The 24,916-nt window shown below is 36.8% G+C and carries 14 protein-coding genes; 13 read left to right on the plus strand and 1 reads right to left on the minus strand.

The features are described 5' to 3' along the window. Nucleotides 1-12: 12 nt before the first annotated feature. The 13 genes from ACGLWY_RS08850 to ACGLWY_RS08910 all read left to right on the plus strand — a co-directional run bounded on the left by ACGLWY_RS08850 (nt 13) and on the right by ACGLWY_RS08910 (nt 22,434). Nucleotides 13-1,653, plus strand: a complete 1,641-nt coding sequence (locus ACGLWY_RS08850) for a RagB/SusD family nutrient uptake outer membrane protein (protein ID WP_396619320.1) — start codon at nt 13-15, stop codon at nt 1,651-1,653. Nucleotides 1,654-1,731: 78 nt separating this feature from the next. Continuing rightward, nucleotides 1,732-4,209: a TIM-barrel domain-containing protein gene (locus ACGLWY_RS08855; RefSeq protein ID WP_396619321.1), complete on the plus strand. Its 2,478-nt coding sequence runs from the start codon at nt 1,732-1,734 to the stop codon at nt 4,207-4,209. Between the two features lie 247 nt (nt 4,210-4,456). Then, complete coding sequence (locus ACGLWY_RS08860) at nt 4,457-6,340, plus strand: glycoside hydrolase family 97 catalytic domain-containing protein (protein ID WP_396619322.1); 1,884 nt, start codon at nt 4,457-4,459, stop codon at nt 6,338-6,340. 109 nt (nt 6,341-6,449) lie between these two features. Beyond that, a complete protein-coding gene (locus tag ACGLWY_RS08865) occupies nt 6,450-7,853 on the plus strand; it encodes a family 43 glycosylhydrolase (RefSeq protein WP_396619694.1) in 1,404 nt (467 codons plus the stop codon). Between the two features lie 91 nt (nt 7,854-7,944). Further along, on the plus strand, nt 7,945-9,483 hold the full coding sequence (locus tag ACGLWY_RS08870; RefSeq protein WP_396619323.1) for a glycoside hydrolase 43 family protein: 1,539 nt from the start codon (nt 7,945-7,947) through the stop codon (nt 9,481-9,483). Nucleotides 9,484-9,630: 147 nt separating this feature from the next. Further along, nucleotides 9,631-10,998, plus strand: a complete 1,368-nt coding sequence (locus ACGLWY_RS08875; protein ID WP_396619324.1) for a glycoside hydrolase family 43 protein — start codon at nt 9,631-9,633, stop codon at nt 10,996-10,998. A 489-nt stretch (nt 10,999-11,487) separates the two neighbouring features. After that, on the plus strand, nt 11,488-13,053 hold the full coding sequence (locus ACGLWY_RS08880) for an alpha-N-arabinofuranosidase (protein WP_396619325.1): 1,566 nt from the start codon (nt 11,488-11,490) through the stop codon (nt 13,051-13,053). Between the two features lie 9 nt (nt 13,054-13,062). Next, nucleotides 13,063-14,658, plus strand: coding sequence for an arabinan endo-1,5-alpha-L-arabinosidase (locus ACGLWY_RS08885; protein ID WP_396619326.1), 1,596 nt, complete (start codon nt 13,063-13,065; stop codon nt 14,656-14,658). Nucleotides 14,659-14,769: 111 nt separating this feature from the next. Further along, nucleotides 14,770-15,735 (plus strand): glycoside hydrolase family 43 protein, encoded by a 966-nt coding sequence (locus ACGLWY_RS08890; protein WP_396619327.1) that lies wholly within the window; start codon nt 14,770-14,772, stop codon nt 15,733-15,735. Between the two features lie 6 nt (nt 15,736-15,741). Further along, complete coding sequence (locus tag ACGLWY_RS08895) at nt 15,742-16,731, plus strand: arabinan endo-1,5-alpha-L-arabinosidase (RefSeq protein ID WP_396619328.1); 990 nt, start codon at nt 15,742-15,744, stop codon at nt 16,729-16,731. A gap of 10 nt (nt 16,732-16,741) precedes the next feature. Continuing rightward, nucleotides 16,742-19,102, plus strand: a complete 2,361-nt coding sequence (locus tag ACGLWY_RS08900; RefSeq protein ID WP_396619329.1) for a beta-L-arabinofuranosidase domain-containing protein — start codon at nt 16,742-16,744, stop codon at nt 19,100-19,102. A 40-nt stretch (nt 19,103-19,142) separates the two neighbouring features. Then, nucleotides 19,143-21,137 carry an alpha-L-arabinofuranosidase C-terminal domain-containing protein gene (locus ACGLWY_RS08905; protein ID WP_396619330.1) on the plus strand — a complete coding sequence of 665 codons (1,995 nt, stop codon included), beginning with the start codon at nt 19,143-19,145 and terminating at the stop codon, nt 21,135-21,137. A 118-nt stretch (nt 21,138-21,255) separates the two neighbouring features. After that, nucleotides 21,256-22,434 (plus strand): aldose epimerase family protein, encoded by a 1,179-nt coding sequence (locus ACGLWY_RS08910; RefSeq protein WP_396619331.1) that lies wholly within the window; start codon nt 21,256-21,258, stop codon nt 22,432-22,434. Nucleotides 22,435-22,786: 352 nt separating this feature from the next. Here the strand turns inward: ACGLWY_RS08910 and ACGLWY_RS08915 are convergent, their stop codons facing one another. Next, nucleotides 22,787-24,706 carry a glycoside hydrolase family 97 catalytic domain-containing protein gene (locus tag ACGLWY_RS08915; RefSeq protein ID WP_396619332.1) on the minus strand — a complete coding sequence of 640 codons (1,920 nt, stop codon included), beginning with the start codon at nt 24,704-24,706 and terminating at the stop codon, nt 22,787-22,789. Between the last annotated feature and the right edge of the window lie 210 nt (nt 24,707-24,916).

Consider the following 24,916-nt stretch of genomic DNA (forward strand, 5'->3'; position numbering starts at 1 on the left):
AATTAGAAAGATATGAAAAAAATAAAATATATTACCTGTTCAGGAGTGGCTGCTGTTGCACTCTTTCTGATCCTAATTACTTCCTGTACAAAACTGGAAGACACTTCTTATGATCAGATTATTTCAAGTGAGTTTGTTCCAACCGCTTATGATATACCGGCAATTACCGGTGCACCTTATGTCGATTGGCGTGGTCTTCTCTTACAATGGAATACCGTATATCGTGCACAAGAAGTTTCCGGTGATGAAATGTTGACACCCGCCCGCCCAAATGGTTGGGTTGATGGAGGAGTGTACCGTCGCATCCACGAACATAAGTGGACAACTGATGATGATATTGTTATCAATATCTGGACAAGAGCATACGGTGGAATCACCAATTGCAACCGTATTATTTATCAGGTTCAAACAGGACAAATTCCTGTTGCCGCAGAAGACGTTGATCCATTAGTAGCAGAGATGAAAATCTTAAGAGCCTCTTATTACTGGATTTTATGTGATATTTATGGGAACGTACCAATTGTTGACAGTTTTGATGTGCCTGAAGGTTTTCTGCCTCAGCAAAACACACGGAAAGAGGTATATGATTTCATAGTAAAAGACATAATCGACAATATCTCGATGGTAAGCGAGGAAAATAGTCAGGCAACCTATGGAAAATTTAACAAATGGGCAGCGCTTAGCCTGTTGGCCAAAATGTACCTGAACGCTGAAGTGTACACCGGAACTCCGCAATGGGACGCTTGCATTGAAGTATGTAATACAATCATTAATTCAGGTGAATTCAGTTTGGAATCAAACCAGAAAAATGTATTTATTACTGAGAATCAAAATTCAAATGAAATCATTTTTGCATTGCCATTTGATTCAAAGTATGTCAGTGATTGGAACTCGTTTGATGTGCATATGCAAACATTGGATCCAGGCAACCAAAAAACCTACAACCTAGAATACAGCCCTTGGGGTGGTGTTTGTGCTGTTCCTCAATTTATTAGCACATTTGACACCCTAGACTCTAGGTATATTGATAATTATATCAAAGGGCCACAGTATGCTGCAAATGGAGATCCCATTATTGCGAGCATGGGTGATTGGGCTGGGAAACCATTGTTTTTCCGTAATTATGTTGGCGGAGTTGATGAATCAGAAGAAGTTGATGGATTTCGTTTAGGCAAATTTGAAATAGCGATGGGAGCCACAAACCGGTTGAGTAACGACTGGCCACTTTTCAGATATGCCGATATTTTGATGATGAAGGCAGAAAGCCTCTTAAGAACAGGACTTGCTGATGAAGCAGCAGCTATTGTCTCCGAAGTACGTGCCCGCAACTTTAAAAACAATCCTGAAAAAGCAGTGGTTACCGGAGCAGAGCTCGCTGGGGGAAGCACTTATGATTACGGTTTGAGAAACCATCTGGAATCAACAGAAGAAGGAGGGGCTGATATACAGTACGGCCGTATGCTTGATGAATTGGGTTGGGAATTCTGTCAGGAAGCCCGTCGCCGCTCCGATATGATCCGTTTTGGAGTTTTTACCAAGAAATCCTGGTTGTCACACTCGCCAAATGGTGATTATAGAGCATTATTCCCTATCCCTCAGAGTGAAATAGCCAAAAACTCAAATTTGACACAAAATCCAGGTTATTCATTATGATAATCTAGAGTTTTTATATGAGAAGTTCATTTTAATTAATGAACTTCTCTTTTTATAAACAATCAAAAATCTAATAAAATGCCAAGAAAAATTTTACTGTCAGTTTTATTAACTTTTTATATGTTCAGCCCTAATATTTATGCAGGCAATTATATTGAAAGTAAGTCAAGAATTAAGACAAATGTCCATTCCAGCGATATTTTTTATATTGCTAATTCTAATGTTCACTCAGTGAATTTTATTGAAAACAAACCAGGAATAAAAATAACAGTCAATTCCATTGATATTAACATTCAATTTTACAGCCCTCAAATTGTACGTATTATAAAATCAGTAGAAGGAGTAGATTTCAAAAAAGAAAGCCTTTCTGTTGTAAAGGAAGCCCAAGATGTTCCTGTTAAGATTGAAGAGACTGATGAAATGATTACGTTAACAAGTTCTTCAATAAAGGTTACAGTAAATAAAAAGACTGGGCTAATTGAATTCTTTAATACCGAAAACCAACTTTTGATATCTGAAAAGGAAAAGGGAACTGCCATAATTCCTAAGAAGTATGCAGGAGTTGATGCTTTTAATGTAAAGCAAATGTTTCAGTTAGAGCCTTCAGAATACATTTATGGTTTGGGACAGTTGCAACAAGGCAAAATGTCGCAACGCAATCAGGAAGTATTTTTGAAACAAGGAAATCAGGAAACAGTCATTCCATTTTTCTTGTCTAACAAAGGATATGGGTTATTTTGGGACAACTATTCGCCAACTACTTTTTCTAATAATCAAGAAGCAACTTCTTTCGATTCTGAAATTGGGCAATGTATTGATTATTATGTTATGTTTGGTGGAAATGCTGATGGTGTTATTGCTCAAATGCGCGACTTAACAGGAGAAGTGCCAATGTTTCCTTACTGGACTTATGGTTATTGGCAAAGTCGCGAACGCTATAAAACACAGTTTGAAACTGTTGGAGTAGTTAAAAAATATCGTGAATTGGGAGTGCCATTAGATGGGATTATTCAAGATTGGCGCTATTGGGGACAGGATAGTGTTTGGAACAGAATGGGTTTTGATAAAACAATTTTTCCAGACCCAAAAGCAATGGTTGATGAAGTGCATGATATGAATGCCCATTTAATGATTGTAGCTTGGCCGGGTTTTGGACCTTTAACAAAACAATATGCTGAGTTTAAAAGCCGAAACATGCAACTTAACTTTTTAACATGGCCTCCAAATTCAGGAACGAAACCATACGACGTATATAATCCTGTAGCTCGTGATATTTATTGGGATTACCTTAATAAAGGCGTTTTTTCTAACATCAATAATGATGCATGGTGGTTAGATTCCTCAGAGCCAGATCACATTGAAGTTAAGGATGAGGATTTTGAACAACCAACATTTCTTGGTCCATACCGCTCTGTGGTAAATGCATTTCCTCTTGAGCATATTAAAGGAGTTTCGACCCACCAACGTGCCACAACCGATGAGAAAAGAGTTTTTATTTTAACTCGTTCAGCTTTTGCCGGCCAACAGCGCTATGGTGCAAATTCGTGGTCTGGTGATGTAGTAACAGATTGGAATGTACTACGTAATCAAATTTCAGCAGGACTTAATTTTTCGCTATGTGGAATACCCTATTGGAATAGCGATATTGGTGGCTTTTTTGCTTGGAATTTTCCAGGCGGAGTTGAAAATAAAGCATTTCATGAAATTTATGTTCGCTGGTTACAGTTCGGCACGTTCTGTCCAATGATGCGTTCACATGGAACGGATACACCAAGAGAGATTTACCAGTTTGGAAAAAAAGGTGATTGGACTTATGATGCCATTGAAAAATACATTAATCTACGGTATCGTTTACTTCCTTATATATATTCAACTTCATGGGATGTATCAGCAAATGGATCTAGTATGATGCGAGCTTTAATGATGGATTTTTCTGAAGATAAAAATGTTCTTGATATTGACAAGCAATACATGTTTGGAAAATCATTTTTAGTTTGCCCAGTAACAGAACCAATGTATGTAGAAACAAAAAAAGATGATACTAAATATATTGATCCCATAGAAAACTTTAGTGAAACAAAATCTACTTCAGTGTATTTGCCAGCAAATACCAAATGGTTTGATTTTTGGACTGGAAAATCCTATAAAGGTGGGCAAACTATAGAAAAGAAAACCCCAATTAACATCATGCCTTTATATGTAAAAGCAGGGACTATTATACCTTGGGGGCCCGAAGTTCAGTATGCTTTAGAAAAAAAGGCAGACGATATGGAAATTCGTATTTATCCTGGTGCCGATGGTGAATTCACCTTATATGAAGACGAAGGTGATAATTACAACTATGAAAAAGGACTATATACTACAATTACTTTTAAATGGGATGATATAAAGAGAACATTAAATATTTCTGATTGTCAAGGGGAGTTTCCTGGCATGTTAAAAAAGCGTCAATTCCGTTTGGTTTTGGTAAATAAAAAAACAGGAGTAGGATTAAATGAAAGCAACCCTGTGAAAACGGTGACTTATAAAGGCAGTGCGTTAACCGAAAAGTTATAAAGGCACTAAAAAAGAAAATGACCCATAGGTATTTTATAAAAATCCTATACTAAAATCGTTTAAGCTTTTTTAATTGAAGCAAAAATACCCTTTGTGCAAGCCAGCTCGTTCGTTAAAATTACCTCTGGGTTATTTTTATATGCTCCGTCCTGTGGCTGAAGGCTTTTTTGAGTTATATCGCAAGGGATACAGAAGGAAGAGTCCATTATAAACAATAATAGATTGAATAGGATTAAAAAAAAACAAAATGAAGAAAATAATTGTATGTATTATTACATCAAGTTTTTTACTTGCAGGAATCAATTGGGCTTTTGCCGAAAATATAATTAAAATTACCAGCCCCAATAAACAACTTTCTGCTTTGGTTACTATTACTAAAGAAGGGCGCCTTTCATATTCAATCATGTCAAAAAAAACTCGGGTTTTAGAAACATCGCCTTTAGGAATAACGGTTGATGGAATTGACTTAGGAAAAAATACAAAAGTCATTTCTGACCCAATCATTAGTGAAATTAATGAAAATTATCCTGTTATGGGAAGCCATACTATTGCCTATAATCATGCTAGGGAGGTTACTATTCCTCTAGAAACATCGGGCAAATTATTTAAACTGATTGTACGGGTGTATAATGATGGTGTGGCCATCCGTTACACAATACCTGAAGGGGCGAAGCACATATACAATGAATCGACATCATGGAAGCTTCCTAAAAAAACCAACAAAGTTGCTTGGTCTGGTTTTAGCCAATGTTATGAAGAGCTAAGCCAGGCAACAACTTTAGTGGAAATCCCACAAGACAAACCGCTTATGGGTCCCATTACTTTTGAAGTTGCAGGTCGTTATATTTCCATTTCTGAAGCTGACTGCCAGACTTTTTCCGATATGGCTTTTATACGCAAGGGAAATAATTTTAAAGTGGTTTTCCCTTTTGAAAAACAAGGATGGGATATAAAAAAAAGAGATGACAATGGGCCTTCGGTATTAAATGGGATGTATCAGGGACAAAGCGTATCGCCTTGGCGGACTACCATAGTTACCCAGAATTTAACGGACTTGATAAACTCTGATTTATTAATGAATCTCTGCCCTGCACCTGCTAAAGAAACAGATTTTTCATGGGTAAAACCCGGTCGTTGTCTATGGCAATGGTGGAGTGTTGGTAGCCCTGTTTATGAGGATCAGAAAAACTGGTATGATGCCGCCGCAAAATTGAAATGGGAGTATTACTTAATTGACGATGGCTGGCGTAAATGGCATAGCCAAGACAAAGATCAATGGGCATTGTTGGCGGAAGTCGTTGATTATGGTAAAAGTGTTGGTGTAAAATCAATTGTATGGGTCGATTCCAAAGAGATGCTTGAGGGGAGCAAACGTCGTATATATTTAGAAAAAGTAAAAGCACTTGGTATTGATGGGATTAAGATTGATTTTATTCCCGACGCTACTGCCAATATTATGCAGTGGTATATGGGGACCATGCAAGACTGTGCCGAATTAAAATTACTGTTAAACTTTCATGGAAGCGTTAAACCTACAGGTTTGACACGTACCTATCCAATGGATATTACCCGAGAAGCCGTACGAGGAAATGAATACCACATGACAAGATACCATCGTGTGGCTCCATTAGAACAGGATGTTTGTGTGCCTTTTACCCGTTATATGGCTGGTGCAGCTGATTATACACCTGTAATTTTAGACCCTGAACAACTTACCACAACAAAATTTACCTGGCCACATGAGTTTGCACAAGCAATAGTGTTTCTTTCACCTGTAACCCATTTTACCGATCAGTATAAATTCTACCTTGAAAACCCCATGTTCGATTTATTTCAGGAGATACCAACAGTTTGGGATGAAACCAAGGTCTTGTCATGCACAAGCATTGGTGAGGTGGTGGCTTATGCTCGTCGTAAAGATACTACATGGTGGATTGGTGTACTGAACGGGGCTACAGAACGTGAAGTTAAAATCCCTCTGGATTTCCTCAAAAAATCTACTAATGCCACATTAATCTACGATGACAAACAGAATAATAGCAGTATCGACAGGCGGGAACAAATGGTTTCTCCAAAAGATGTACTGACAATTAAATTGGTGCCCGGGGGAGGATTTGTTGCTCGGTTATAGAGAATTAGGCATATTCAATCCTATTGTGTTGTAATGAATTTACAAGTAATTAAATTAAAAAAACATGAAAACTATTATTGACATATTGCCTCTTTTGGTAAAAAGACCAATGTTTTCTCCTGTTACAATAAAAGCATTCTTAAACTGCTTTTTATTGTTTTTTGTTCTTTCAGTAAAAGCTCAGACTAAAAATCCTTTCGGCAATCCGCTGATCCCTGATATGATTGCAGATGCCAGCATCCAGGAAATTAACGGAACCTTCTATTGTTATGCAACAACAGATGGCTACGATAGAGGATTGGAAACATCTGGTCCGCCGGTAGTATGGAAGTCGAAAGACTTTGTACACTGGAGTTTTTCCGGATCTTATTTCCCTTCTGCCGTGGGACATAAATACTGGGCACCCAGCAAGGCTGTTGCAGCGAATGGCAAATATTATATATATCCAACGGTCAATGGTTTTATGTATCCTGCTGTTGCAGATTCGCCTGATGGGCCTTTTAAATTGGCTCAGGGTGTTGATGTTTTTTCTACACCCTTTACTCCGGCGACTTTATTAAAATCCAAAGATCCCAAAGGTCCTGCCGGTATAGATGCTGAAATTTTTATAGACGATGACCAACAGGCTTATGTTTTCTGGCAGCTCAGGTCTGCGGCTAAACTGAACCCAGATATGGTTTCTGTAGATACTACCTCTATTATTGAAATTTCAACAAAACGGCAAGGTTATTCAGAAGGCCCCATCTTTTTTAAACGAAAAGGTATCTACTACTACCTATATACGCTTGGTGGTGATGAAAAATACCAATATGCTTACATGATGGGCAAAACATCGCCACTGGGGCCATTCGATTTTCCTAAAAATGACATTATATCTACTACCAATCACGAACGCCAAGTATTTGGTCCAGGCCATGGTTGTGTATTTAATGTGCCAGGAACCGATGATTACTATTTTGCATATTTGGAATTCGGCAGGAGAAGTACCAACCGACAAACCTATGTGAACAAGTTGGAATTTAATGAAGACGGAACCATTCGACCTGTCGATTTAACGCTCAACGGAGTAGGTGCCCTTCACACTGTACCCTATAGAGAAAAAATCAAAGTTGTCAGCTCAAAGGCATCGAGTGTCCGCTCCGATTTGGTAATTAAGCGTAATAAAGATTCGTTATTTAAAAGAACAGAATCCTTCCCATCGAAATTTGCCTTCGATGATGCGAATGGCTCGAGATGGATGCCAGACCCAGAGGATACTGCTTCCTGGATCGTTGCAGATTTGGGTAAGTCACGGAATATCAAACGCAGTGAAGTGTATTTTGTTCGCCCCACTGCAGGACACGCGTATGTGCTAGAATATTCCACTAACGGCAACACATGGAAACCGTGTGGTGGGCATCCCGAGGTTGTCATTCAATCGCCACATACAGACAATTTGAATGTAAAAGCACGTTATTTAAGAGTGAAAATTTTAAGTGGCATCAATGGTATTTGGGAGTGGCATATTTATTAAATAAAAAACATACATTTTTAGCATGATTTGTTTTAGATTTTTATTGTTTCTGTTTTGTTTTCAATTGGCAAGTTTGTGTTCACAGGCTCAAATGACTGGGAAATGGGGAGACCAAGGAAACGGAACCTATGTTAACCCTGTTCTTCCAGCAGATTACAGTGACCTTGATGCCATACGTGTGGGCGACGATTATTATGCGATATCTTCCACTATGCAATTTTCGCCTGGCATGGCGGTACTTCATTCCAAAGATCTTGTAAACTGGGAAATTATCAGCCATGTGGCTGAGGACCTCACCCGCATAAGTCCGGAATTGAACTGGGACCGGATGAATTGTTATGGCAAGGGTATTTGGGCAGGTTCCTTAAGGTATTATAAAAATAAGTTTTGGATATATTTTGGTACGCCCGATGATGGTTTTTTTATGAGTTCTGCTACAAATCCCGCAGGACCATGGGAACCTCTTCATCAATTATGGAAGGTAAGTGGGTGGGACGACTGCAGTTCGTTTTGTGATGATGATGGTCAGCTATATTTTATTGCTACCAATTTTGCACTTGATCCGAAAAACAATAAAAAGTACAACATTCATTTATTTAAAATGACACCTGATGGAAAAAATCTAATCATGGAATCAGACGCCATCATACATCAATCTCAGGGAAGTGAAGCGAATAAACTTTATAAGTTCAATGGACTTTATTACCACTATTTTAGTGAAGTGAAACCGGAAGGGCGTGTGATCATGATGGAACGTTCGAAAAATATTTATGGGCCCTGGGAAATCAGGCAATTAAATCATGTTGATAAAAAGCTTGATAGGGAGCCCAATCAAGGGGGCTTATTGCAGGTGTCAACAGACAAATGGTATTTCTTTACGCATCATGGTAACGGAGATTGGGAAGGGCGTCCCGCCAGTTTGTTGCCTGTTCACTGGGTTGATGGATGGCCAATTATTGGTGAAGTAGGTACAGATGCCATTGGTCGCATGGTTTGGGGTGGTGAAAAACCAATATCGCATAAAAAGAAACTTTCCATTCAAAGCAGTGATGAGTTCAAAACCAAGAAACTAAACGTTCAATGGGAGTGGAACTATCAACCACGAGCCGACAAATGGTCTTTATCAGAGCGCAAAGGTTTTCTTCGACTTCATGCTTTTACGCCCACTCAGTTAAACAAAGAAAAAAGTGTTATACTTCGGGCAGGAAACACAATCACACAAAGAAGTATGCGTACGTCTTCCAATGTTGCAACTGTAAAAATAGACATTAGCCATATGGTCGACGGTCAATTTGCCGGGTTGACACATTTTTCAACCACCAGCCATAGCTTATTTGGTATTAAACAGGAAAATGGAACACGTAGTTTACTATATTCCAGCAATGGAAAAGACACTTTAGGCATAAGGGTTAATGGGAAATCTATCTGGCTTCGATCAACTTGGGGTATTGACGGAATCAGTAGCTATGCTTTTAGTAACGATGGCAAGTCTTATCAACCATTTGGGAATAGGTCTCAATTAACTTGGGGCAGCTACCGGGGAGATCGCATCGGGATTTTTAATTTCAATACAAAAGAAGATAAGGGATATGTGGATGTTGACTGGTTTCGATATGACTATGGGAAGTGATTATGCGAGAAATGGATGGCTCCCGAAAATCATACTGTTCATATTCACTTTCACCTAAATATCCGCAACAAGGAATGAATTATTTATACGAATACGGAACCCAATTCAAAAATGAATTAATCAAAATAAACCAATAAAGAATTTTAAATGCAAAATAAATACTATAAGCTTATTCTAATTGTAGCGTTATTTATCACTACAATATCGACTACCTGTCAAGCACAAGATCCTGTCGTTCAGACAAAATTTACAGCCGACCCAGCACCAATGGTGTATAAGGGCATGGTTTATTTATATACCGGACATGATGAAGATGATGCGTCCGGTTTCCTGATGAAAGATTGGTTGCTTTACACTACCACAGATATGGTAAACTGGACAGACCATGGTACGGTTGCTGATTTATCTTATTTTAAATGGGCAGAAGATGGAAAAAAAGGTTTTAGAAATGGAGCTTGGGCGGCTCAGTGCATAGAACGCAACGGAAAATTTTATCTCTACTGCACGGTAGAAGGCAGAGGGATTGGCGTATTGGTTTCAGATTCTCCTTATGGCCCTTTTATAGACCCAATCGGAGAGCCATTGATTGCACCTGCTAGTGATAATATTGATCCGAGTGTTTTTATTGACGATGATGGACAGGCTTATCTGTATTGGGGCAATCCGAATCTCTGGTATGTTAAACTAAATAAAGACATGATTTCTTATTCCGGGGAGATAGTAAAAGATGAATTAATCATGAAAGTAAAAGGACAGCCGGATCCCTTCCACTATCAAGAAGGACCCTGGGTATATAAAAGGGATGGACATTATTATAATGCTTATGCCAGTACATGCTGCCCCGAGGGTATGGCTTATGCTATGAGCAATAGCCCGACAGGCCCCTGGGAATTTAAGGGATATATCATGAAACCAGACAAACGGTCCAACGGGAATCATCCAGGAATCATTGACTACAAAGGCAGGTCTTATGTTTTTGGCTTCAACTATAAACTGAATTTTGCCTTGGTCAATAAACATCATGAACGTCGCTCGGTGTGTGTGGCTGAGCTTAAATACAATCCTGATGGTACCATACAGGAATTGCCCTGGTGGTATGAAGGTGCGGCTCTTAAACCTACTGGTGTTTGGAATCCCTATAAACGTACTGAAGCAGAAACGATTGCGTGGAGCGAAGGACTTAAAACACATAAGAATGATGAAATCGGAATATACGTCACCTCGATTCACAACAATGATTATATAGAGGTTAAAGCAGTTGATTTTAAAAAGGGAGCAAAATCATTTGAGATGAGTGCTGCTTCATTAAAAGGCGGAAAAGTAGAGGTTCGTTTGGACGACCGAAACGGCCTCTTACTGGGAGTCTGTGAGGTTGCTAATAGTGATAGTTTAGACGGGTGGAAAATTTTTCGGACAGAAGTAAAAAAGAAAAAGGGAGTTCACAATTTATTTCTAGTGTTCAAGGGCGATGAAGGTGAACTGTTCAATTTTGATTATTGGAAATTCACAAAGTAGAAATACCTAAATCTAATTCCTTCTGCCGATTCAAAAGAAGAAATACAATAGGTATTTCCACTTAAGTTCATGTCATTATCGTAAAGGGCTGGATTTGTTCGGTGAGAGCAGCCTACATGAAACAGTAATACATTTAACAAATGAAGAAGCTGAAAAGTTAGCAAACTATTGGGGCTTTCTATAAGTTTTTAGTTCTAATAGAAAAAGAATATTTATCTAAAGAATGAACTGCCCCAAGGCAGAGCCATCGAGGTATCAAGCGGAAAATTATTTTTTATTGATGAAAACCTTAGGTTTTCAAACTTTCCACTTAACCCCGACGCAAAGCGTCAAGGAATTCTTTAGATTAAAAATAAAAGTTATTTGTTTAATACCCTTGGAAATGTGGATTTTTTTCGATTTATTTGTAAGTGTATATTAAACACTTATAAAAACAGGTATTAAAATCTTAATAAAAAAAAGAATAATTAAATTATAAAAAAAAAGCAAATGGTTGAGTTTAAATTTAAAAATGGGTTTTTAAAAGTTCTTGTAATTAACTTTATAGCATGCCTGAGTGTATATTCTCAAAATAACACAACTCTGGTAACAATAAATAAAACTGAAGATGCTCCAGTAATTAGCAAGCATATTTACGGTCATTTTGCTGAGCATTTAGGAAGATGCATTTATGATGGTTTTTTTGTTGGAGACACTTCTAAAATAGCTAATACCAACGGTGTACGTAATGATATTGTTGAAGCCTTAAAAAAACTGCAAATACCTAATTTAAGATGGCCAGGAGGCTGTTTTGCAGACACCTATCATTGGAAAGATGGTGTTGGTCCCTTAGACCAACGACCAACCATAGTGAACACTTGGTGGGGAGGTGTCACCGAAGACAACAGTTTTGGTACCCATGATTTTTTAAATATGTGCGAATTACTTGAAACCGAACCATACCTGTCTGGTAATGTTGGTAGCGGTACGGTGCAAGAATTGGCAGATTGGGTGCAATACACCAATTTTGGAGGAAAGAGTCCCATGAGTGATTTAAGAAAGGAAAATGGTAGAAAAGAACCATGGAAAGTAAAATATTGGGGAATTGGAAACGAAGCTTGGGGCTGTGGTGGCAATATGACAGCGGATTATTATGCCAATGAATATAGAAAATATGCCACATTCATTTCGGATTGGGAAAATACAGGCAGAATCGTGCGTATTGCTTCTGGAGCAAGTAGTAATGATTATAATTGGACTGAAACCCTTATGAAAAATATTCCGATAAATATGTTAGGAGGCTTGGCATTGCACCATTATTCTGTGATAGACTGGAATAAAAAAGGCGATGCTGTTAGCTTTACAGAAGAACAGTATTTCAAAACCATGACAGAAGCCTTAAAAATGGAAGAATTGGTTACCCAACATGCTGCCATTATGGATACATATGATCCAAACAAAAAAGTTGATTTAGTGGTAGATGAATGGGGCGGCTGGTATGAAGTTGAAAAAGGTACTAATCCAGGGTTTTTATATCAACAAAATACGATGAGAGATGCCGTTTTAGCAGGTGCAACCCTTAATATATTTAATAACCATGCTGATCGCGTTCGTATGGCAAATTTAGCACAATGCGTCAATGTACTACAGGCTGTCATTCTTACTAAAGAAGCTAAAATGATTTTAACACCAACATACCATATCATGGAAATGTATAAAGTGCACCAGGACGCTAAATTATTGCCTATTGCATTTGAAAGTCCTCTATATACCTTTAATAATGAATCGCTTCCTGCAATTTCTGTTTCAGCTTCAAAAGATAATAACGGACTCGTTCATGTATCCATGGTTAATGTAGATTCTAAAAAAGAAAACAAAATTGAAATAGATCTAAATGAACTTGCTGTTAAAAATATAACAGCTAAAGTACTTACTTCAAAAACATTACAAGATCACAACTCTTTTGATAATCCAACAAAAATACAACCAACCAATTACAAAGGTTTTGAGGTAAAAAAAGGAAAACTTACCGTAACAATCCCTCCTTTTTCGATTGTGATGATAGAAGGCAAATAAATATAAAAAATGAAAAGTATAAAAAGAGTGCCTAAAGTGGTAACCATATTGATGGTGCTTTTTGTTGCAAGTTGTTCAGAAGATGACCCAGCAACTGAAGAACCAACGCCCACTCCCACTCCTATACCTACTCCAAGTACATTTGCAGGGCCTATATATCCAGATAACTACACCTCTATAGCCTCATGGAATTCGCGTTCACAATGGAATTTGGCCAATGTTCACGACCCGACTGTAGAGAAAAGTGGCGACTATTATTATATGTACCAAACAGATGCTTCTTATGGAAACACACATGAGGGGCATGGACATTTTCATCATAGACGATCTAAAGATTTAATTAATTGGGAATATAGGGGAAGTAGCATGAGCGCTGCGCCTGCTTGGGTTAAAGATTCTTTAAACAATAAAAGGGCTCGAATGAATCCTTCTTTACCGCCTATTGAAAATCCAAGTTATGGGTATTGGGCTCCTTATGTGAAAAAAGTAGGGAATACGTATAGAATGTATTATAGTATTGTTGTTTTAGAACCTATAATTGGTTCCGATTATAACACCTCTTGGTCTGAACGCGCATTTATAGGTCTTGCAGAATCGGACGATTTATCCTCCAATGTTTGGGTAGATAAAGGCATGGTAGTTTGTTCAATTGCCGATGATTTGGAAACTTACACAAGAACAAGTGGTAATGATTGGAGTGGTTATTTCAAATTTAATGGAATAGACCCTACAATGGTTATAACAAAAGAAGGCGAGCAGTATTTAATTTATGGGTCTTGGCATTCTGGAATTGCTGCCGTAAAATTAAACCCAGATACAGGTAAGCCCTATAAATTAGAAACCTTACAAGATTACGGGGTTACTATTGCTAAACGCGGAAACAGCCGCTGGCAAGCCTCAGAAGGACCAGAAATCATTTATAATCCAGACACCGATTACTATTATTTATTCTTGGCTTATGATGAATTATCGGTAGCGTACAATACAAGGGTCGCGCGTTCAAGAAGTATTACAGGTCCCTATCTCGGTATAAATGGTGCAAATATTACATCGGGTGCCGATTGTTATCCTATGCTAACGCATCCTTATGCGTTTAAAAACCATACAGGTTGGGTTGGGTTCTCTCATTGCTCTGTTTTTCAAAATCCTGACACAAAACAATGGTTTTATGCATCTCAAGCGCGTTTACCAGAAAATGTTCCAGGAATAAATGCATCCAATGCCGTTATGATGGGGCATGTTCGTGAAATTCAATGGACTGAAGATGGTTGGCCCGTTGTAGCACCAGAACGCTATGCAGGAGTACCTTCAACAGAAATTATTGAAACTTCATTTATTGGAACCTGGGAGCATATAGAAATGAAATACCAATACAAAACCATTCAAAACGCAGCAACTATTCAACTAACAGCTGATAAAAAAATAAGTGGAGGTCTAACAGGCACATGGTCGTACGACAGTGTTAATAAAACATTAACGATTAATGGTGTTAAATGCAAAGTAACCGATGCTTGGGATTGGGAAGCTTCTACCAGAAAAGTAACCATAACTTATTCGGGACTTACAGCAGCCGGTTTGCCTGTTTGGGGCAAAAAGACTTTATAAAGTTTTTAGTTAAAATTAAAGTATGAAATAAGCATGACCTAAATTCGTCGCAAACACCCATGATGATATGCGAATTATATAAGACCAATAAAAAACAATAAATATCAGCAGATGAAAAATATAGTCCTATTAATTATAGCGGTTTCACTTATTACGTCTTGTAAAACAAAGAAGATTGAGAATGGGGATGCTTTAAAATTAAACAACCCTATTATTACAGATAAGTACACAGCCGATGCTGCTGCCATTGTTTATAATGATAAAGTGTATTTGTATGCAGGCCACGACCAAGCACCAGATGATGTTAATGCTTATAGAATGCACGAATGGTTAGTATATTCTTCATCAGACATGGTACATTGGAAAGAACACCCGGTGCCTTTAAAACCAACAGATTTTAAATGGGCGTCAGGTAGTGCTTGGGCTTCACAAGTGATAGAAAAAGACGGAAAGTTTTATTGGTATGTCACTGTCGAACACGGAAGTATTCATGGAAAAGCGATTGGTGTTGCCGTTTCCGATAGTCCAACAGGGCCTTTTAAAGATGCTTTAGGAAAGGCACTAATTACCAATGACATGACTAATCAAACAAAAATTAGTTGGGATGATATAGACCCAACAGTTTGGATTGATAATGATGGGCAAGCTTATCTATTTTGGGGAAATACCGTATGCAAATATGCTAAGTTGAAAGATAACATGATAGAATTGGATGGCCCCATAATGACCATAGAATTACCAAACTTTACCGAAGCTCCTTGGATCCATAAAAAAGGCGACTGGTATTATTTATCGTATGCGTATCAATTTCCGGAAAAGATAGCCTATGCCATGAGCAAATCCATAACAGGTCCATGGAAATTTAAAGGTATTTTGAATGAAGTAGCTGGAAATAGCAATACCAATCATCAAGCGATTATCGAGTTTAAAGGAAACGATTATTTCATTTACCATAACGGAAGCATTCCAACCCACGGAGGAAGTTTTAGGCGCTCGGTTTGTGTAGATAGACTTTATTATAACGAAGATGGCACTATGAAACGTATCATTATGACTTCAGAAGGCATTCAAAATTAGAATACAATGAAATTGCTAAAAAAAATAGTTTTAGTGTTAACCATTCTTATAGAGTCTTCGCTATTCGCTCAAAATATTCGTGTGCATGACCCTGTCCTTATTCAGCAAAACAATACATTTTACTTATATTCTACAGGAAGCGGTATCGATTGTTTTAGTTCACCCGATTTAATAAACTGGAAGAAAGAACCATCGGTTTTCCCCGAAAAACCAATTTGGGCAGATAGTGTTGTTCCTGAATTTAAAAACCACATTTGGGCACCCGATATTTCGTTTCATAACAATACCTATTACCTGTATTATTCGGTATCAGCTTTCGCTAAAAATACGTCGGCAATAGGTTTGGTAACCAATAGCACTTTAAACCCAACCGATGCTAATTATAAATGGGTAGATCATGGTATCGTCATTCAATCCATACCAAATAGAGATTTATGGAATGCCATCGACCCTAACCTCATTTTTGATGAAAACAATACGCCTTGGTTGTCTTTTGGCTCTTTTTGGAATGGTTTGAAAATGGTTAAACTCAATCCAGATTTAAAAACACTTGCGGAACCTCAACAATGGCATACCATAGCAAGAAGACAACGCAGTTTTGAGTTAGACGACACAGATCCAGGTGATGCAGCCTTAGAAGCTCCATTTATTTTTAAAAAGAATAATTACTATTATTTATTCCTGTCTTGGGATTTATGCTGCAGAGGCGAAAATAGCACTTACAAAGTAGTGGTAGGTCGCTCTAAATCGGCTACTGGTCCTTTTATTGATAAAAAAGGAAAGGATTTAAATAACGGTGGAGGCTCTCTAATAATTGAAGGAAACAAAAACTGGTACGGTGCTGGACATAATAGCACATATACGTTTAATGAAATAGATTACATTGTTTTTCATGCCTATGATGCGAATGATAATGGATCTCCAAAGCTTAAAATCGCCAAGTTGTCCTGGGATAGCGACTATTGGCCAAGTTTAAAAAATAATATACTTAATTAAGATGATAAAGATGAGATATTTAGCCATAAGTTTTATAGTATTCGGTTTAACGGGAGCATTTGCCCAACAGCAAGTAGATTTATTTACTTTAAATGAAGTGTCTATAACTTCAGGGATTTTTAAAGATGCTGCCGAAACCGACTTTAATTACATACAACAACTAAATCCGGACCGTTTGCTTGCACCTTTTTTAAGGGAAGCCGGTTTAGAATCTAAAGCTGAATCGTACACCAACTGGGAAAACTCAGGGTTAGATGGTCATATATTAGGGCATTATCTTTCAGCATTATCTATGTATTTTGCTTCTACTAATGATAAAAAAGCAGAAGATTTAATTGATTATACCTTAACCGAATTAAAACGTGTTCAACTTGCTAATGGCAATGGCTATATAGGCGGAGTTCCTGAAAGCAAGGTGTTATGGAGTGAGATTCAAAAAGGAAACATAAAAGCGGGTAGCTTTAGCCTTAACGATAAATGGGTGCCTCTTTATAACATCCATAAAACCTTTGCAGGATTAAAAGATGCTTGGGTTTATGCACAAAAAGCTGAAGCTAAAACCATGTTAATAGATTTAACCAACTGGTTTATCCGCATTACGGAAAATCTAAATGATGCTCAAGTACAAGACATGTTACGTTCTGAACATGGTGGATTGAATGAAGTTTTCGCCGATGTTTATTCCATTACAAACGATACACGTTATTTAGAATTGGCTAAACGCTTTTCCCAATGGACACTTTTGAATCCGTTAGCAGAGAACAAAGATATTCTTACCGGAATGCACGCCAATACACAAATTCCTAAATTTATAGGTTTTGAAAGAATCGCTCAACTGGAACATGATAAAAAATATCACGAATCAGCATCTAATTTTTACGATAATGTCACCCAAAAACGGTCACTAAGTATAGGTGGCAATAGTGTTAGGGAGCATTTTAACCCCATCGATAATTTTAGCTCTGTTTTAAGTAGTGAACAAGGTCCAGAAACCTGCAATACATACAACATGCTAAAATTGGGTAAGTTGTTGTTTGAAGATTCGGCAAATGCCAGCTATATAGATTTTTACGAACGCGGACTCTACAATCATATTTTATCGTCTCAAAATCCTAATGGAGGATTTGTGTATTTTACACCCATGCGACCAGGACATTACAGGGTATATTCGCAACCCGAAACAAGTTTTTGGTGCTGTGTAGGTTCTGGTATGGAAAATCACACCAAATATAATGAGCTAATTTATGCAAAGAAGAATGATAAATTATATATCAATCTATTCATTCCTTCAACAGTTAAGTGGGACGAAAAGCAAGCAACACTTATTCAGAAAACTAATTTTCCTGAAGAAGCTTCCACAACATTCATATGGCAAAGTAAAAAGAAAATACAAGCCACTTTAATGCTTCGTTATCCAGAATGGGTAAAAGCAGGAGCATTAGAAGTTTACGTAAACGGAAAAATTCAGAAGATAGAAGGACAACCTGGTTCGTATATCCCACTTCAGCGTAAGTGGAAAAATGGCGACAAAATAGAACTCAAATTACCCATGCATTTAACTTTAGAGGAAATACCAGATCAATCGGGTTATGTATCGCTAAAATATGGCCCCATTGTACTTGCTGCTATTACAGGAGAAGAAAATCAAGAAGGGTTATTTGCAGATGATAGTCGTGGAGGTCATGTTGCTTCAGGACCTTTTTTAGAAATGACGGAAGCTCCTATGTTTATTTCAAAAGATGGCAAAGATATTTTAAAGAACATAAAACCTATAGAAAGCGAGGCTCTTAAATTTAGTGCCACAGAATTATTTTATCCTGAAAAATATAAAAATCTGGTACTTCAACCATTTTATAAAATTCATGAGAAACGTTATTCTATATATTTTAAAAACGAAACATACGAGGGTTTATCTAAGCTGCAAAGCGAATTAGAAGAAAAACAACTGGCAGAAGCACATTTAAAAGCTATTACCTTAGATTATGTTGCCCCTGGAGAACAACAACCCGAATCCGACCATGGCATAAAATCCAATAATTCTAATAGCGGACTAAATAAAAACCGCCATTGGCGTGATGCTACAGGGTGGTTCAGTTACAATCTCAAAAACAAAGATTTTAAAGCAAAAGCATTACGTATCACCTATTTTGGTAAAGATTCTGGACAGAAATTTAAGATTCTTGTCAACGGAATCATTATAGCCAATCCTGAATTAATAGGAACAGAAGGCAATCGTTTCTTTGAGGTTGACTATAATTTACCAGAGACTCTTGTAACCAATAACGATATATTAACAGTACGTTTTGAAGCAGAAAAAAATTCTTCAACAGCAAGCATTTATGGCGTCCGTTTAATAAGTACTACTGAGTAATTAATAAATTTAATAACATAATAAACTAAATACATAAAAAATGATAATACAACCCTTAAGAAAACTAGGCTTAAAGGCACTTTTTGCAGTGGCCTTATTGGTTACTGGTCATGCAATAGCACAACAGGAACTCATTGTAGATATGTCTAAAACCATTGCTAAGATTCAACCAACCATGTACGGTGTGTTTTTTGAAGACATCAATTTTGCAGCCGATGGAGGTTTGTATGCCGAAATGATAAAAAACCGTTCATTTGAATTTGATAATCCGCTTATGGGATGGATACAACCTAATAGCGACCGTCATTCATTTAATCAAAATTCAGGAATTGCTTCGGTTGTTAACTATATTGGAAACCCTACTAATAAGAACTATATTAGGGTTAAGGTAAATAACGATAAAGGATATGAGCTTATAAACGAAGGTTTCCGTGGCATGGGAATAAAAAAAGACGCCACCTACAACCTTTACCTGTCTGCATTAAAAAAAAGTGGCTATATTAAAACAATAAAGGTTCAATTTATTGGTGAAAACGGAAGCGTTTTAGGCGAAACAAATATAGTTCCAACATCGCCAGATTGGAAAGAGTACACATCACAAATAGTAGCTACAAAAACGGAAGCGAAGGCGCAGCTAAAAATCACTTTTGAAGGTACTGGTGAAATAGATTTAGATATGATTTCGTTATTTCCGGTAGATACTTGGAAAGGCAGAAAAAATGGTTTGCGAAAAGATTTGGTACAACTTTTATATGATATGAACCCTGGTTTTTTACGTTTCCCTGGTGGATGTATTGTTGAAGGAAGAACCTTAGAACAACGCTACCAATGGAAAAAAACGGTAGGTCCTGTTGAAGACAGAGAACACTTAATAAACCGATGGAATACCGAATTCTCACATAAATTAACCCCAGATTACTTTCAAAGTTTTGGATTGGGCTTTTTTGAATATTTCTTATTATCGGAAGATTTAGGAGCAGAACCGTTACCAATTTTAAGCTGTGGGATGGCTTGCCAATTTAATACAGGTGAGTTAGTACCTATGGAAGAATTAGATCCTTATATCCAAGATGCTTTAGATTTAATTGAATTTGCAAACAGTTCTATAGACACGCCTTGGGGCAAAATTAGAAATAGTATGGGACATCCTGAACCTTTTAACTTAAAATACATTGGTGTAGGAAACGAACAATGGGGACCCGATTATATTGAGCGTTACAAGGCTTTTGCAAAAGCAATAAAAGACAAATACCCAACAATGATTATTGTTTCAGGAAGTGGCCCTTTTCCTGAAGGCGATTATTTTGAGTACGGTTGGGAAGCATTAAAAAAACTACAAGCTGAAATAGTTGATGAACACTATTACAAATCACCACAATGGTTTAGGGATAATGCAACACGCTATGATAGTTATGATAGAAAAGGCCCTAAAATATTTGCTGGTGAATATGCTGCACAAAGTGTTGCCATTGCTAGCCCGTTAAATAAGAATAACTGGGAATGTGCACTTTCTGAAGCAGCTTTTATGACAGGTTTAGAACGTAATGCGGAGGTAGTACATTTAACCTCGTATGCACCTTTAATGGCACATGCTGATGGTTGGCAATGGACGCCGGATATGATTTGGTTCAACAACTTAGAATCGTATGGAACAGCAAACTATCAGGTTCAAAAAATGTATGCTAATAATTCAGGAACAGATTTGTTATCGATAAAAAAAGATGGAAAACCGTTAATAGGTCAAGATAACTTGTATGCATCAGCTGTAAAAGATATAAACAAGAAAGAACTCATCATTAAATTGGTAAATACCTCAAACAACAATCAAAATGTTACAGTAAATCTATCTGGTAAAAAAGTAAGCTCCAAAGGCACAATGACCGTTTTAACAAGCGAAAGTTTAGTAGATAAAAATTCTTTTGAAACACCAGATAAGATCAGTCCAAAAGAATCAACTTTTAAATTAAAAGGCAAAAAAGCCATAGTAGATTTACAGGCAAACAGCTTCGTTATTTTAAAATTTAAATTGATATAAGTTCTATTTTTTTAATACTTTTAAGCGTTAAAATTTATAAGTGTTGTAATTACACCACTTAATTTTATTGAACATGAAAGCAACATTTAAAAATCACCAATTAAAATAAACACTAATTATGAATAGATTAAAGAAAAGTATCTATGTTCTTTCTTTACTAAGTATGGCATTTTTAAGCATACAATGTAAAAACGAAAAGAAAAAAGAGGTTGACGTTGTTCCTGAAAAAGTAAATCTGGTAACCATTTCAAAAGAAGCTTTTGGCACCACTACCGATAGTATAGAAGTCGAAAAATATACTTTGAAAAACGAAAAAGGCATGGAAGTAAGCATTATTACTTATGGAGGTATTATAACACATTGGACCGCTCCAAATAAAAACAACATGTATCAGGACATTGTTTTAGGCTATAATACGTTGGCAGAATACGAAAAAAGAAATCCCTATTTTGGTGCTTTAATCGGGCGTTATGGTAACCGAATTGCCAAAGGCAAATTTACTTTAGATGGCACAGAATATACCTTGGCTACTAACAATGATGCTAATCATTTGCATGGTGGTGTAAAAGGATTTGATAAAGTAGTTTGGTCTGCTTCTGAAACGCAAACGGATAGCACTGCCTCGGTAGTACTTACCTATTTAAGTAAAGATATGGAAGAAGGCTACCCAGGAAATTTACAAACCAAAGTAATATACACACTTACAAACAACAATGAGTTGTTAGTTGCTTATGAAGCAACGACGGATAAAAAAACCATTGTAAATCTAACACAACATTCGTATTTTAATTTATCGGGCGATTTTTCAAAAACTATTTTAGATCACGAAATAGCTATTAATGCCGATAAATATATCCCTGTAGATGCTACATTAATTCCAACAGGCGAACTTAGGGATGTTACGAACACCCCATTCGATTTTAGAATTGCAAAAACCATTGCTAAAGATATTGATGCTAAAGACGACCAACTAACTAAAGGTTTAGGATACGATCATTGCTGGGTTTTAAACAATCAAAACGAAGGCATGAGATTGACATCTTCAGCCTATGAAAAAGAAAGCGGAAGGCTTCTTGAAATTTATTCAGATGAACCAGGAATTCAGTTATATACTGGAAACTTTTTAGATGGTACCTTGCCAAGTAAAAACGGCGGCACCTATGCATATAGAACCGGTTTTTGTTTAGAAACACAACATTATCCAGATTCACCAAATCAAAAAGAGTTTCCTTCTACGGTATTAAATCCAGGAGAAACTTACAAGTCTAATACTACATTTAAGTTTTCTGTTAAATAGTATTTTCTACAGTATAAAAACAAAAGAACCAGTAAAGTTATTTTACTGGTTCTTTTGTTTTTCCTATTTTGTACTGTTAGAAACCCTTGAAAACACAATGTTCTTACTTCCTATTAGCAAAAAACAGGAAAAAGGAAAGGAGCCGTTCGTTGCTTCAATTTAAAAGCAGATATAATCATAATATTTACTGCCTTTTAAATTCTCCTCCTTTGAAAGGAGAAGTGGCTTCGGTTTCACCGAAAGAAACCGAAGACGAGGTAGTTTTACCCTTCCGTCTTTAAATCTTATCAGATTTAAATCCACCTTCCCTTAAAAAAGGGAAGGAGCTGTTGGTCATTTTAATTCCTCTGGATCAAAACTTCATGACAAAGCCATCGTGTGCTTTCATCATTACAGTTAACTTATCGGTTGCTTCTATCGGTTTTTGTTGAAATCCATTGGCATCTTCTAAAATAATAAAGCCATCCTTTTGGTTCACAAATGATAGATCAAGATTAAACACTTTTGGTTCGTTTTCACCATTAATACCAACTATAAACCATGTATCACCCTTTTTTCTAGCCATAATAGCATGCTTTCCAGGATAGCCTTCTATGAATTTAGAATCGTCCCAATTGGTTGGAATGTCTTTTAAATAATCAATTACAAACTGGGGCTGTTTAGCCATCCCTTCTGGAATTTCGGCAATATGCTGTATCCCCGATAAAAATAGAACAGGTAGTGCCAATTCAAAAGCAGCCGTTGTTTTTCTTGTAATATTTGGAATGGAATCTAAAACCATTGGTGTAAAATCCATGGGATCAAAAGCATTACGAGTAAATGGTAACATGGCACAATGGCTTGGTTGTAAATCGGCAGTTTCTTGACCAAAAGTTATAAACTCTTCGCCTTTTATGGCTTCAGTAGTTAATAAATTTGGATAGGTACGCTGCCAGCCTCTAGGTAGTGTTGCACCATGAAAATTAACTGTTAATTTATGTGCTGCTGCATCTTTTAGTATCCCGTGATAATAAGCAATCATAGACTGTCCATCACCACCAAAAAAATCAACTTTTAATCCTGCAATGCCTATATTATTGAGTTTTGTAAATTCTTCAATTCTATCCTTGTGGGTAAGTAATTTGCCTTTTGGATGATACGGTGTGGTATTCCAAGAACCCGAAGAGTTATACCAAAGAATTATTTTTACGTTTTTGGTTTTCGCATAATCTGCAAGTTCTTTTATTTTTTCATAACCGATTTTTGTATCCCAATCGGCATCAATTAAGCAATAAGGCCATTGCATATCTGCAGCATAATCTATAAACTTCATGGATGTTTCAAAAGTTGTAAAGTCATCTTTTAACAACACCCAACTCCAAGAACTCAATCCACTTTTAATAAATGACGTGTCTAAATCTATCGCTTTATCAGCTAAATCGGTACCCAAAGTACTTTCTGTTATGGTTTTTAACGACCCTATCGTGATAATACGCCAAGGTGTAAACCAAGGTAATTTAGACTCAGGGTTTAATGCCCCATCAGGAAAAATTTCTTCTTTTTGAGGAAAAGTTACCTGCAATGCATTTGCAGTATCGTTGTATTTTAATCTGCTTCCGCAGTAATTTTCGTTTAAAGCGGTTTCAGAAATTAAAACCCATGTACTATCTGTATTAAATAAAGCAGGATACACCCAACCTTCACCAATGGGTGATTTTTCAGCTACTGGTATTCCCATTTGATAATGTTCTTCATACGATGGGTTGGTGTTTGCCCATCCCGTTTTTGCTTTAGACATGGGTTGTAACCAAGCTTTGGTGTTTTCATTAAAATGATAGCTTGTTTTTTCTTCAACAATGTATTTTATATCGTTGGATGACTCAGGAAATTGGTATCTAAACGCAATACCATCATTGGATAATTGGAAGATGATATTCATTAAATCACCCTTTTCATTTTGGAGTTCTACCGTATATTGATTGGCGGTATATGAAATGTCTTTTCGTTTTCCTTGAAACATTGTATAGGAATCGGATACTAATTCAGGCTTTGAAATGCCTATAATTTTTAAGTCATTGTAAAAATTTGCATCTTCTCTAATAATGCCGAGTTGTGAAGAATCTATAACTTCTTTATTGTTATAAGAAGCTTTGTAAAATGGTGTTTTGTTTGTATCTAAATTGAATTCTAATTGAATGCTTTTATCTGGGCTTTCAAATACTGTAACTGCCTTTTCACTATTGCAATCAACCAAAAATAGACTGCAAATAAATAAAATAATGTTGGTTTTCATATGTAGATAATTATTTAGTTCACTAAGTTGATATTTGTTAGCTGGGTTCACTGATGTGCTTCGCAGTTGTTTTTTAAAGGTCATATGGACACGAGCGATAGCGAACTGGCGAAGCAATCGCTTTAATCTTCATTGGTGTTTATCTCACAAATTTTATTCTCATTGGTGTTCGATGATTATCAATTGTGTTTCCAAATCATGGCGATTTCA

The organism is Mariniflexile sp. HMF6888 (assembly GCF_044335535.1).
GTDB lineage: Bacteria > Bacteroidota > Bacteroidia > Flavobacteriales > Flavobacteriaceae > Mariniflexile.